Origin of the sequence: Saccharothrix ecbatanensis (assembly GCF_014205015.1) — a bacterium.
In the GTDB taxonomy this organism is placed as follows: Bacteria; Actinomycetota; Actinomycetes; order Mycobacteriales; family Pseudonocardiaceae; genus Actinosynnema; species Actinosynnema ecbatanense.
Genome location: NZ_JACHMO010000001.1, coordinates 643,797 through 656,544 on the forward strand (window position 1 = coordinate 643,797; position 12,748 = coordinate 656,544).

The following is a 12,748-nucleotide window of genomic DNA, read 5'->3' on the forward strand; positions in this document are numbered from 1 at the left end:
CCCGCGCGGTGGGATTCACCTTCGATGGCATGACCCAGTGTAATGTCGATGAAACAGAGCGGAAGTGGTGCGTATGGCGGTATTCGGTGCTACGGGCGGCAACTAAACGCCGGAGTCGCGTTGCGCCAACAGGGTGTCCAGTTCGGCCATTGAGGTGGCGCCGGCCGCGTAGAAGCGAATCCCTTCCACCAGTCCTTCGAGTCCGCCGGGGTAGTTCGCGCTCGTGCGGACGATGCTGACCGTGTCGGGTCGGTCCGCGCCGTGGCGGGGGATGGCGGCTGCGAAAGGCAGGTCGCGCAGCACCAGGTCGCGTCCCTCACGGGTGTCGAAGCCGGGGATGCGCAGCATGACCTCGACGATCGGTCCCAGCTCGGCCAAGGGCATCGCCGGCTGACTGGTGGGGGAGGTGTGCCGGGTGGTCTCGATCGGGTGGCCGTCCACCAGGCGCACCCACACCCGGGCGTGCACTTCCTTGACGTCCGCGTCGACCTGCCGGTAGGCGTCCGGGCGGGCGGCGGGGTGGTGGCGGATCACCGCTTGGTAGAACGGGTCGGAGGCGATCAGCACCAGCGTGGCCGTGGAATCGCGCAGCGTCCGCTTCGCCTCGCTTGTGTCCAGGATGCGGTAGGTGAAGATCATCTCCGCGCTGGTCTTGCCGTGCTCGTCGTAGTGCACCTCGCCCGCGTGCACGGCCATCCGCAGGCGCAGTCGTGCCTCGGTGGCGTGCACGTGGTTGTGCTCGCGTAGCGCGGCCACCAGCCGTTCGGGCAGCCGGTCGACCAGGACGCCCTTCGGCGTGTCGGCGGGCAGCAGGACCATCACGCTGTCGCCCACGTCGTCCACGGCCTCGACGTCCCACGGCAGGCCGCAGTCGGCGAACGCGCTCTTCAGGACCCCGTACATGCCGTCGCGCACGGCGGTCCGGTGCCGTGACGTCCTCTCCTCGTCGCCGTAGGACTCCACGTCCACGACGACGAACGACCGGTGCACCGCAGCCGACCCCATGTGACCTCCCCACGCCTGTTGTAGCCCAGTACGGGGGTGTGAGGGCAGCGCTGCCACTCGAAATGACCAACGCGTTGCGCGCCCGGAGCATCGGGGTACTGAGTGGGGATGGACGGGTTCGGTTGGACGATCGTGCTGGTGGCGGTGTTGGTGCTGCTCAACGCGGTGTTCGCGGGGAGTGAGATGGCGTTGATCAGCCTGCGCGAGGGGCAGTTGCGGGCACTGGAGCGGGACGAGCGGGCCTCCGCGCGGACGTTGGTGCGGCTGGCCCGCGACCCGAACCGGTTCCTCGCCACCATCCAGATCGGCATCACGCTGGCGGGGTTCCTGGCCTCGGCGACGGCTGCGGTGTCGTTGGCCGCGCCGCTGGTGCCGGTGCTGTCGTTCCTCGGCGGAGCGGCGGGCGCGGTGGCGATCGCGCTGGTCACGATCCTGCTGACGTTCCTGACCCTGGTGTTCGGCGAGCTCGCGCCCAAGCGGCTGGCGATGCAGTACGCGCTGCGGTGGGCACTGCTCGTGGCACGTCCGCTGCACGTCCTTTCCGCCGCGTCACGGCCGGCGGTGTGGGCGTTGAGCGCGTCGACGAACCTGGTGGTCCGGCTGCTCGGCGGCAAACCGGACCCCGAGTCGGAGCAGATGTCGTCGGAGGAGCTGCGCGAGCTCGTGTCCGCCCAGCGCGGTCTCAACGCCGAGCAGCGCATGATCATCACGGGCGCGCTCGAGATCGACGAACGCCGGTTGCGCGAAGTCCTGGTGCCGCGCCGGTCCGTGGTCACGCTGGACGCCGAACTGGACATTCCGTCCGCCCGCGCCCGGCTGGCCGGCTCCGGCCACTCCCGCGCACCCGTCGCCCGGGGCGGGCACCTGGACGACGTCGTGGGCGTCGTCCACCTCCGTGACCTGCTGGAAGACGACACCCGACTGGTCGACGTGGCCCGGCCGCCGGTGGTGTTCCCGGACTCCGTGCGGGTGTCCGACGCGCTGCGCCGGTTCAAGGCCGAACGCGCGCAGCTGGGGCTGGTCATGGACGAGCACGGCGCGGTCAAGGGCATCATCACGCTCGAAGACCTGCTGGAGGAGATCGTCGGCGAGATCATGGACGAGACCGACCGCGACGTGATGGCGGTGCGCAACGCGGCGGACGGGTCGCTGGTGGTGCCCGGCAAGTTCCCCGTGCACGACCTGCCCGACCTGGGTATCGAACTGCGCGACCCGCCCGAGGGCGACTACGCCACCATCGCGGGCCTGATGCTGGTCGAGCTGGGCCGCATCCCGGAGGAGCCGGGCGACCGCGTCACCGTGGGCGACTGGACAGCCGAAGTGCTGAAAGTCGAACACCACGCCATCACGTCCGTGCGCCTGAACAGGGTGTGAGCCCTGCTCAGGCGCAACGTGCCGCTAGCGGCCCGCGCCTGCCACCCAGGCCTCCAAGCCGGCCACGTCATTCGGCAGCGCCGACGACAGCACCCGGTTGCCTTCCGGCGTCACCACGACGTTCTCCTCCAGCCGTACGCCGATGCCCCGCAGCTCCGGCGGCACGGTCTCGTCGTTCGGGTGGAAGTACAGGCCCGGCTCGACGGCCAGCGCCATGCCGACCTCCAGCGTGCCCTCGTGGTACGCGGTGGAGCGGGAGTTGGCGCAGTCGTGCACGTCCAAGCCCAGGAAGTGGCCGACGCCGCACGTGATGTAGCGGCGGTGGTGCTGGCCGTCCGGGTCCAGCGCCTCGTCCACCGACACCGGCAGCAAGCCCCAGTCGTGCAGGCCCTCGGCGAGCACCCGCATCGCCTCGTGGTGGAAGTCCCGGTACGCCGCACCGGGCCGCACGGCCGCCAACGCCGCCACCGACGCCCGCTCGATCAGCTCGTGCACCCGCCGCTGCGCCGGGCTGTACGCACCCGAGATCGGCAACGTCCGGGTGATGTCGGCGGTGTAGAGGGTGTCCAGCTCCACGCCCGCGTCCAGCAGCAGCACCGCGTCCTCGGGCACCGGCCCGTCGTTGCGCACCCAGTGCAGCACCGGCGCGTGCGGCCCGGCGGCCACGATCGAGGCGTAGCCGGGCCCGTTGCCAGCGGTCCGGGCGCGACGGTCGAACGTGCCCTGCAACCACCGTTCGCCACCGCCCTTGACCGCGGTCGGCAGCTCGGCGGCGACGTCGGCGAAACCGAGGACGGTGGCGTCCACCGCGGCCTGGAGCTGGCCGATCTCCCAGTCGTCCTTGATCCGGCGCAGCTCGGCCAGCACGGTCCGCAGCGACGCGGTGTGGTCCGCGCCCACCAACGCGTCCAGCAGCGGGTCGACGCCCGTGGTCGCGTGCACGGCGGGCAGCCTGCCGCGCAGCGCCGACGGCAGCTCGTGCAGCGGACGGCAGCGCACGCCCAGGGCCTCGGTCCACTCGGCGAGACCGGGCACCGGGCCGATCCACAGCTCGCCGTCACGGGCGTTGGCGAAGAAGTCCTGCTCGTCCGGCCCGGCCGGCGGGCGCAGGAACAGCTCGGCGTCGTGACCACCCGCCACCGGGCGCATCACGAGCACCGCGCCCTCCGCGGAACAGCCCGTCAACCAGGAGAAATCACTGTCCGGGCGGAACCCGTGGTCGGTGTCGTTGGACCGCACGGGAGCCCAGCCGGCGGCCACGGCGATGCGCGCGCCGGGCAGTGCGGCGCTGAGCCGGTCGCGGTGCGCGGCGGCGGCTTCGGAGGCGCCGGGCGTCACGCGGGCGGCGCGGTCTGCCGGACCCCAGCCGTGCTGGACGAACTCGCGGAACCCGGAGGCGTCGACTAGCTTGCTCGGGTCGCGGCGGGCGGGTTTGGTCACCTTGGGCAGCCTTTCGGGTAGGGGCCGTCGTCCGCCCGACCGCGATCGGCGGCCGGGCGTCGTCCACGATGCTCTCACCGGTCCTCGTATCGCCCAACCGGGTGGCTCCATCCCTGAAACGGGTTAGCCGATGTGGGCGATCCGGTAGGTAGACATCCCACGGCCTACCTACGGCAGGTGATCGCGCATGCGTCCCGAGGACGTCGTCGAACTGCGGGTGCACGGGGTGTCGGGCACTCCACCCGAAGCGATGCTGGGTGATCCGTTCCCCACCCCCGTGGCCGGTGACGACGTCGCCCGGTTCCTGCGGGCGGGCAAACCGGCTCGGGCGCTGTCCAGCGGGCGCACGCGGACGGTCGAGGCGTTCCACTGGGGTCGGTTCACGTCGGGTGGTGCGAGTCGGGCGTTGTGGCTGGTGCTGATCCCGTTCGCGATCCTCAACCTGGCCCGGTACACGCTGCTCGGCGCGGGCCGGTTCGCCGAAGCGGTGTTGCGGCTGCTCGGGCTGGTGCTGACGTGCATGCTGGTCACGTCCGTGGCGTACGTGTCGCTGGAGTTGCTGGTGCGGCAGTGCGCGGGCACGGTGGCGTGCCGGGCGGCCAACCTGGGGTTCTTCGACGGCTGGCCGTTCGGGGCGATGCTGCTGGTCGGGATGGCGCCGCCGCTGCTGGTGATCACCACGCTGTGGTGGTTCGGCCGGCAGACGTTCCTGTACGAGCCCAAGGGCACCCACCACGCGTGGGAGACCCGTTCCGGGAGCCTGGGGGACTACGCGTTCTGGCACACGTCGCCGCGCACGCCCGTGCTGCGTGACGCGCATGTGGCGGCGGCGTGCGTGATGGTGGGCGTGCTGTACGCGGGCGCGTTGCGGACGGAGCAGCCGGACCGGCCGTCGGACGTGCTGTCGTGGTCGGTGGTCGGGCTCGGCGTGCTGGTGCTGTCGTGGGCGGTCGGGTGCGTGGTGATGTCGCCGGACCGGCGGAAGGTGAACTCGCGGGCGTTGAAGTGGGCGTCGGTGGCGTACCTGCTGGTGGCGGCCGGCGCGGCGACGGCGTTCCTGTGGCGGTTGCCGACGGACGCGAGCGCCGGGGTGACGCCGCTGGCCGGGTTCGAGGCGGTGACCAACGTCCTTGGCGCGTTGGCGATGTTGCTCCTGATCGTCCTGTTCGGAGCGTGCGTGCACCTGCGGCACTCGGCGCGTGGTGTCGAGTTGATGGTGGCGGACAAGCGTTTCCGGCCGATGTGGCACGGCTACGCGGCGGTGGTGATCGCGGCGTTGGCGACCACGCTGGCGGTCGGGTTCAGCGGTGGGCTGGCGTACCGGGTGGTGGAGTGGGTCGGCGATCCGGTGCCGGACGCCGGGCGGCAGGGGTTGGTGCTGAGCACGAGCTACCTGGTCGGCGCGGGGCTCTGGGGTGTGCTGGCGATCGCGTTCCCGTTGCTGGTGGCGCCGATCGTGGCGGCCATGGTGCGGCAGGTGTCCAGCGCGATCCTGTTCGCCGCCGGGTCGGTGGTCGCGGGCGTGGCGGTGGCACTGCGGTGGACGTCCGTGCCCGGCTGGGTGTTCTGGGTCGCGGCGATGGTAGCCGGTATGTTGTATGCGATCGGCGCGGTTTCTTGTATACGACATTCGGTAGGCGCGGCGATCAGGGAGGGCGTGCTGGCCGACTACCCGGGCCGCCCGGACCGGCCGGGCATCCGCAAGGTCGCGTTCAACCAGCGGCTGGCGTCGGCGAAGTACCGCTACCACTGGCTGCTCGGCGCGATGGCGCTGCTCGGCGGCGTGCTGGTCGCGGCGGGCGGCGGTGTCGCTCTGGCGAGCCTGGCGTACCCGGACTGGCGGTCCGCGGCGCCGTCGGGACTGGCCGACTGGCTGTCGTCCTGGCTGTCGTCGCGCCCGGCGCAGGACCTGGGCGCGTTGGGCAGCCTGGTGGTGTCCGGTCTCGTCGTGGTCCTGCTGCTGTTGGGCGTACGCACGTGGCAGAGCCCCAGCATGCGCACAGCGGTCGGCATCGTGTGGGACCTGGTGGCGTTCTGGCCGCGGCTGGCGCACCCGATCTGCCCGCCGCCCTACGGTGGTCGCGCCACCATCGAACTGACGTCCCGCGCGGTCCGGCTGGCCGGGCACCACGACGTCGACGCGGTGGTGTTGTCCGGGCACAGCCAGGGCAGCGTCGTGTGCTTCGCCGCGTTGTCGTTGCTGCGCGGGGAAAGCGAGCGTCCCGACCCGGCCGACGGCGAGCGGTACATCAGGCAGGCGGACGCCGTCGCGGCACTGCGCCGGGTCGGCCTGGTCACGTACGGCTCGCAGTTGCAGTGGGCGTACTCGCGGCTGTTCCCGCACTACCTCGGGCACGCCGAACTGGCCCGGCTGCACGACGAACTCGGCGACCGGTGGTGGAACGTGCACCGGTTGACCGACCCGTTGGGCGGGCCGGTGCAGGTGTGGGCGGAGACGGCGGACGAGCCGCTGTTCGCCGGGCAGAAGCTGTGGGGTTTCCGCTGCGGCAACGACGTGCGGTTGCGGGACCCGGAATTCCTCGACCCGGATCCGGACATGGTCGCCTCGCCGTTGCGCGGGCACAGCGACTACTACGACGACCCGGTGTTCGACGAGGTGGTGGCGCGGGTGGCGGAGGCCGTCTCGACACCGCGCACGACCGTGGTGATCGGCGGTCTTGCGCTGTCGGGTGACCGGATCGGTCCTTGAGCCCTTCGAGTGCCTAGGGTGCTGAGGTGTGACCCGAGAAGGTGTGACCCGACAAGGTGTGCCCAGAGAAGGTGTGACCCTGACCATCCGCCGTGCCACCGCCGAGGACGTCCCCGCGATCGCGGCCATGCTCGCCGACGACGAGTTGGGCGCGCTCCGCGAGTCACTTGACGACCTCGCGCCGTACGAGCGGGCGTTCGCGGCCATCGACGCGTCCGACCACGACGTGCTGGTGGTGGCCGAGCGGGACGGCGTGGTGGTGGGCACGCTTCAGCTGACCGTGTTGCGCGGGCTGTCGCGGCGGGGTGCGTCGAGGGCCCAGATCGAGGCCGTGCGGGTCGCCTCGTCGGCACGCGGGGAAGGGCTGGGGAAGCGACTGGTCCGGTGGGCGGTCGACGAGGCGAAGACACGGGGGTGCGCCGTCGTGCAGCTGACCTCCCACAAGAGCCGGGTCGACGCGCACCGCTTCTACCTCCGGCTCGGTTTCGTCCAGTCGCACGAGGGCTTCAAGCTGCCGCTGTCGTAGCGCGGGGTAGGTTTCGGCGGAAAGTCCGCTCGACCGGGAAGATCCGATGATCGAAGTCCTCGCGACCGCGTTGACGGTCGTGGCTCTCGTCGCGGCCGCGTGGTCGCTGGTGCTGGCCATCGCCAACCGGCCGATCACGTTGGCCACCAAGCCGACCCTGGCGCTCGCCGGGGTTGTCGTGCTGCTCGAAGTCGGGCTGCTGGTGCAGGCGGTCGCCGGTGTGGTGAACGTGCTGGGCGCCGACCGGGAGCTGGACCGGGTCACGTTCGTCGGCTACCTGATCGGCGCCGCCGTGGTGCTGCCGCTCGGTGCGTTCTGGTCCCTCGCGGAACGGTCGCGCTGGGGTGCGGGCGTGTTGACCGTGGCGTGCCTGAGCGTGCCGGTGATGATCCTGCGGCTGAACATGCTCTGGAGTGGTCATGGCTGAGCGGCGGTCCCAGGAGTTGAAGGAGACGACCCGGTCGGGGCCGGGGCGGCTGCTGATCGCGGTGTACGGGATCTTCGCCATCGCGGCCACGGCCCGGTCGGCGGTGCAGCTCGCCACCAGGTTCGAGCAGGCGCCGCTGGCGTACCTGCTGTCCGCGTTCGCGGCGGTCGTGTACGTCGTGGCCACGGCCGCGCTGGCCGGTGTGGTGTCCCGGCGGGTCGCTTACCTGGCGTGCGGGGTCGAGTTGGCCGGGGTGGTCGTGGTCGGCGCGGTGAGCCTGGTGTTCGCGGACGCGTTCCCGGACGCCACCGTGTGGTCCGCGTTCGGCGGCGGTTACGGCTACGTCCCGCTCGTGCTGCCCGTGCTCGGCCTGCTCTGGCTCCGGCACACCGGTCGGCAACGTCCGTCGGCAAGCCCCTGATCCGTCGGCAAGCCCCTGAGCAGCGACGTTCCTCTGTGCTTCGGGACCCCGAAGTTCTTGGTTGAACGGATGGGCCACTTACCTCGTAGTGAGGGCGAGCCGTCGGGAACGTTCCGACGGCCGATCCGTGGCGGCGGCTGTGACCAAGGCGTCCGGCAGGGTAACGCCGCCGTGGGTGGCCGGAGGCCGGGGGCGTGCTCCCGGCCTCCGTTGGCTGAGTCGGTTCTCAGGTGGCGTGTGCGAGCGTTTCCCCATCCCGCCCGCGGTACCCACATGCAATGACGCATGGGAAGGTCCGCCCACCAAGGAGATTCCCACGATGTCCGTGCTGGCTCGACTGAGCCTGGCCAACCGCAGTCTCGTCGGGCTGTTGAGCCTGCTCGTGATCGGTTTTGGTGTGTTCACGCTGCCCTCGATCAAGCAGCAGCTGTTCCCGTCCATCGAACTGCCCGCCGCGGTGGTCATCGCGGCCTATCCCGGAGCGTCGCCGGACCTGGTCGACAGCCAGGTCGCCGAGCCGATCCAGTCGGCCGTGCGCGGTGTCGACGGTGTCGAGCAGGTGCTCACCCGGTCCGCGGAGAGCTCCACCACGGTCCAGGTGATGTTCACCTACGGCACCGACATCGACGCCGCCGTGGCCCAGATGCAGCAGGCCGTGAACCGGCTCCAGCCCCGCCTTCCGCAGGGCGTCGAGCCGACCGTCGCGCAGGGCAGCACCGACGACATCCCGGTGATCGCCCTCGCCGCGACGTCCGGTGACGACGACATCGCCGCCGCGGCCCGGCTGCGCGCCGAGGTCGTGCCCGGCCTCGAAGCCATCGCCGGCGTGCGGGAGGCCACGGTCAGCGGTGAACGCGACCGCCAGGTCACCGTCACCGTGGACTACGCCAAGCTCGGCGCCGCCCGGGTCGAGCCGCAGGCGTTGACCGCCGCGCTGACCACGGCGGGCGCCGTCATGCCCGCGGGCACCGTGCCGGACGCCGACAAGACGCTGACCGTGCAGATCGGCAGCCCGGTCGGTTCCGTGGACGACCTGCGCGGGTTGCTGCTCGCCTCACCCACCGGCCCGGTGAAGCTCGGCGACGTGGCGAAGGTCGAATCCGTGCCCGCCGCCGCGAGCCTGCTGACCCGCACCGACGGCGAGGCCACGCTCGGCGTCTCTGTCACCATGGCGGCCGACGGCAACGCGGTGGAGATCTCCCGCCAGGTGCGCGAGAAGCTCGACGAGTGGGGCGAGGCGGCCGACTCCAAGCTCACCGTCGCGTTCGACCAGGGTCCGCAGGTGGAGAAGGCGATCAGCGGCCTGACCACCGAGGGTCTGCTCGGCCTGCTGTTCGCGGTGCTCGTGATCCTGCTGTTCCTGCTGTCGGTGCGGTCCACGTTGGTGACGGCGGTGTCGATCCCGCTGTCCGTGGTGGTCGCGCTGATCGCGCTGTACACGGGTGACCTGTCGCTGAACCTGCTCACCCTCGGCGCGCTCACCATCGCGGTCGGCCGGGTGGTGGACGACTCGATCGTGGTGCTGGAGAACATCAAGCGGCACCTCGGGTACGGCGAGGAGAAGGAACGCGCGGTGCTGGACGGCACGCGTGAAGTGGCGGGCGCGGTGACGGCGTCCACGCTCACGACGGTGGCCGTGTTCCTGCCGATCGCGTTCGTCGGCGGTATCGCGGGTGAGCTGTTCGGGCCGTTCTCGATCACGGTGACGGTGGCGTTGCTGGCGTCCTTGCTGGTGTCGTTGACGATCGTGCCGGTGCTGGCGTTCTGGTTCCTCAAGCGCCCGGCCGTGCCGACCGATCCGACGGAGGCGGCGGCGGCTCGTCAGGCGGCGCTGGAGAAGGAGAAGCGCAGCCCGTTGCAGCGTGCCTACGTGCCGGTGCTCAAGTTTGCCACCACGCGGCGCTGGGTGACGTTGCTGATCGCGGTGCTGATCTTCGGCGGCACGCTCGGGTTGGCCGGTTCGCTGGAGACCAACTTCATCGACAACGCCGGCGGCACCGCGTTGCAGGGCACCCAGAAGCTGCCGCCCGGCAGCAGCCTGGCCGCCCGTGACGACGCGGCGCGCAAGCTCGAAGGCGTGCTGGAGGAGACCGACGAGGTCGAGACGTACCAGATCACCGTCGGGACCGACAACAGGCTGGCTGCCTTCGGATTCGGCGGCAACGGCGACACGAGCGTGCGTGCGACGGTGCGTGAGGGCACGGACCTGGAGGCGTTGCAGACCAGGTTGGTCGAGCAGTTGAAGAACACGACCGGCGCCGGTGAGGTCGAGTTCGGCGCCGCGGCGTCCGGTTTCGGCTCGTCGACGATCGACGTGCTCGTCACCGCGCCGGACGCGGCTTCGCTGCGGGACGCGGCCGACCGCGTGCAGCAGGCCGTCACGGGGACGCCGGGTGTCGGCGAGGTGACCAACGACCTCTCGGTGAGCGCACCGCGGGTGCAGGTGACCGTGGACCAGGCCGCCGCGGCGGCTCGTGGGCTGAGCGGGCAGGTCATCGGTCAGTTCGCGGCGCAGGCGTTGCGTGGTGTGCCGGTGGCGCAGTTGCCGATCGACGGGGAGTCGCAGCAGATCGTGCTGCGGACCGGTGACGCGCCAGCGGACGTGGATGCGTTGCGCGCCTTGCCTTTGCCCGGTGGGGTGACGTTGGGTCAGGTCGCTTCGGTGTCCGTTGTGGACGGTCCGGTGCAGGTGCGGCGGACCGATGGTGCGCGTAGTGCGACCGTGTCGGCGAAGGCCACCGGTTCGGACCTGGGCGCGTTGACCACCGAGTTGACGTCCCGGTTGAACGCTCTGGACCTGCCTTCCGGCGCCACGCACAGCATCGGTGGCGTTTCGGCTGACCAGGCCGAGACGTTCGCCGACCTGGGACTGGCCATGCTGGCCGCGATCGCGATCGTGTTCCTGATCATGGTGGCCACGTTCCGCAGCCTGGCCCAGCCGCTGATCCTGCTGGTGTCCATCCCGTTCGCGGCGACCGGTGCGATCGGCCTGCTGCTGCTCACCGGGACCCCGCTCGGCCTGCCCGCGTTGATCGGCATGCTGATGCTCGTGGGGATCGTGGTGACGAATGCGATTGTGCTGATCGACCTGGTCAACCAGTACCGGCGGGATGGGATGCCGGTGCGGGAGGCGGTGATCGAGGGCGGTCGGCGGCGGCTTCGCCCGATCCTGATGACCGCCGCGGCGACGATCTTCGCGTTGCTGCCGATGGCGATGGGCATCACCGGTGAGGGCGCGTTCATCGGCAAGCCGTTGGCGATCGTGGTGATCGGCGGTCTGATCAGCTCGACGTTGCTCACCCTGGTGCTCGTGCCGACGCTCTACTCGATGGTCGAGGGGCGGAAGGAACGTCGCTTGGCGCGGAAGACCGAGCAGCCGGTGGAGGTTCGGGAGCCGGTCAGCGTCTGAAGCACTGATCGCGAAGACCCCGTTGCCCTCCTATGGGCGGCGGGGTCTTCGTTCCACTACGGACTCTTATTGCCTGCACATCTCTTCATACGCCTCACGCAGCTCCACGGCCTCCGGCAGCCCTCGTGCTTCGACGGCCCGCAACACCTCGGCCGCCCGCCAATGGTTCGAAGGCACCACGCGACCGGAAGTGATGGCCTGCAAGGTGTGGCCGCACGCCTCGTCGAGTCGGCCGTTCACCAGCAACGCCAGTGAGAGGTCGATGTTGGCCGAGGCAACGCGACGCGGCCACTTGGCCGGATCGTTTCCACCGCCGAGGCGCCGGATGATCTCGCGCACGTAGCCCTCCGCCGCGGGGTCGCCGACCCACGCCAGCGTGGTGGCGGTGTAGGCCACGGCTTTGTCGGGGTCGTAGCGGTAGTGGTGTTCAGGCTGATCCGGCCTGGTCAACGGTGCGGCGAGGTGCTGAACCTCCTGTATCGCGGCGTATGCCTCACGTCGTTGTCCCAGCCGTGCGAAGGCCCGACCTTCCTGGGCCACCGCCTGGATCGCGATCGAGCCGCCGGCTGGGGCGATGGACTTCGCCGTCTGCGCCAGTTCCAACGCCTTGGCGTGGTGGCCGTCCGTCAGCGCGTGCCACGCCTCCGTTTCGTACACCCAAGCCCGGATTTCGTCATGCCCGGTGTGCAGCGCAAGACTGGCCGCGGTCTTCAGTCGTGCTGCGGCTGCGGACTCCTGGTTGAGGTCGATGTGCACCGTGGCGCCGAGCAACGACAACCACCCACCGACTACGAGAAGCCGCTGGTGTTCGGCAAGCGTCTTTCGGGCATCAAGCAGGCGGCCGACGTACCCGAGGTACTGCCGGACACGACCGAGCAACACGTTCGGTGGTGTTGTGGGGTAGGCGATCGCCAGTTCGTCAACGGCCGCTTCAAGACGCGTCAGCGTCTCGTCGCCGACATCGCTGGCATTGATCCGTCGCACGAGTTCGAGCGCATCCTGCTCGTCGTCATCGGCGGACACCGGCGCGCACCAGCGCTGGACAGCCGAGGTCGGAGTCGCGTCGGCGGGCGACAGCAGCTTGTCCAGCACGTCCATGTCCACCTTGAGCAGGCGCGCAAGCTTTGCACGTTGGTGGGGCAGCGGTTCGCGTGCCCCCGTTTCCCAGCGGGCCACCGCGGAACGGTCGACGCACATGGCTTCGGCGAAGGACTCCTGCGTGAAGCCGGCGGCCTTCCGGGCATGGGCCAAACCGGTCCGCCGTACTGCCATCGAGTGACCTCCAAACGCCGGTTCGCGCATGTTGGGGTGCTCATCCTCGCTGGTCAAGCGTAGCGCTGCACGAAATGGCCACGCATGGGCACGGTCTGGCGTCGTCCTGGCGCTGTCGGTCGCCCTGGCCGGATTCCATCCTTGATCACGGCCCCACCGGCGAA

The 12,748-nt window shown here is 70.5% G+C and carries 9 protein-coding genes; 6 read left to right on the plus strand and 3 right to left on the minus strand.

From position 1 onward, the window contains the following. Positions 1-102 precede the first annotated feature (102 nt). Positions 103-1,005, minus strand: a complete 903-nt coding sequence (locus F4560_RS02930; RefSeq protein ID WP_184915835.1) for an effector-associated domain 2-containing protein — start codon at positions 1,003-1,005, stop codon at positions 103-105. Positions 1,006-1,113: 108 nt separating this feature from the next. Between F4560_RS02930 and F4560_RS02935 the strand changes: the two genes are divergently transcribed. Then, positions 1,114-2,379 (plus strand): hemolysin family protein, encoded by a 1,266-nt coding sequence (locus tag F4560_RS02935; protein WP_184915838.1) that lies wholly within the window; start codon positions 1,114-1,116, stop codon positions 2,377-2,379. A 24-nt stretch (positions 2,380-2,403) separates the two neighbouring features. Here F4560_RS02935 and F4560_RS02940 read toward each other — a convergent pair whose 3' ends face one another. Beyond that, positions 2,404-3,819 (minus strand): aminopeptidase P family protein, encoded by a 1,416-nt coding sequence (locus F4560_RS02940; RefSeq protein ID WP_312868269.1) that lies wholly within the window; start codon positions 3,817-3,819, stop codon positions 2,404-2,406. A 187-nt stretch (positions 3,820-4,006) separates the two neighbouring features. Here F4560_RS02940 and F4560_RS02945 point away from each other — a divergent pair, with 187 nt between their 5' ends. From F4560_RS02945 to F4560_RS02965, 5 genes are all read left to right on the plus strand, one after another. Beyond that, positions 4,007-6,529 (plus strand): hypothetical protein, encoded by a 2,523-nt coding sequence (locus tag F4560_RS02945; protein ID WP_184915844.1) that lies wholly within the window; start codon positions 4,007-4,009, stop codon positions 6,527-6,529. Between the two features lie 79 nt (positions 6,530-6,608). Beyond that, on the plus strand, positions 6,609-7,055 hold the full coding sequence (locus F4560_RS02950) for a GNAT family N-acetyltransferase (protein ID WP_184928860.1): 447 nt from the start codon (positions 6,609-6,611) through the stop codon (positions 7,053-7,055). Positions 7,056-7,101: 46 nt separating this feature from the next. Beyond that, a complete protein-coding gene (locus F4560_RS02955) occupies positions 7,102-7,482 on the plus strand; it encodes a hypothetical protein (RefSeq protein ID WP_184915847.1) in 381 nt (126 codons plus the stop codon). After that, entirely contained in the window at positions 7,475-7,903 is a 429-nt protein-coding gene (locus F4560_RS02960; RefSeq protein WP_184915850.1) for a hypothetical protein, read from the plus strand. The genes F4560_RS02955 and F4560_RS02960 overlap by 8 nt, the downstream gene beginning before the upstream one ends. A 319-nt stretch (positions 7,904-8,222) precedes the next feature. Then, entirely contained in the window at positions 8,223-11,312 is a 3,090-nt protein-coding gene (locus F4560_RS02965; protein ID WP_184915853.1) for an efflux RND transporter permease subunit, read from the plus strand. Between the two features lie 66 nt (positions 11,313-11,378). Here F4560_RS02965 and F4560_RS02970 read toward each other — a convergent pair whose 3' ends face one another. Further along, positions 11,379-12,641, minus strand: a complete 1,263-nt coding sequence (locus F4560_RS02970) for a helix-turn-helix domain-containing protein (protein ID WP_246477707.1) — start codon at positions 12,639-12,641, stop codon at positions 11,379-11,381. Positions 12,642-12,748: the final 107 nt, after the last annotated feature.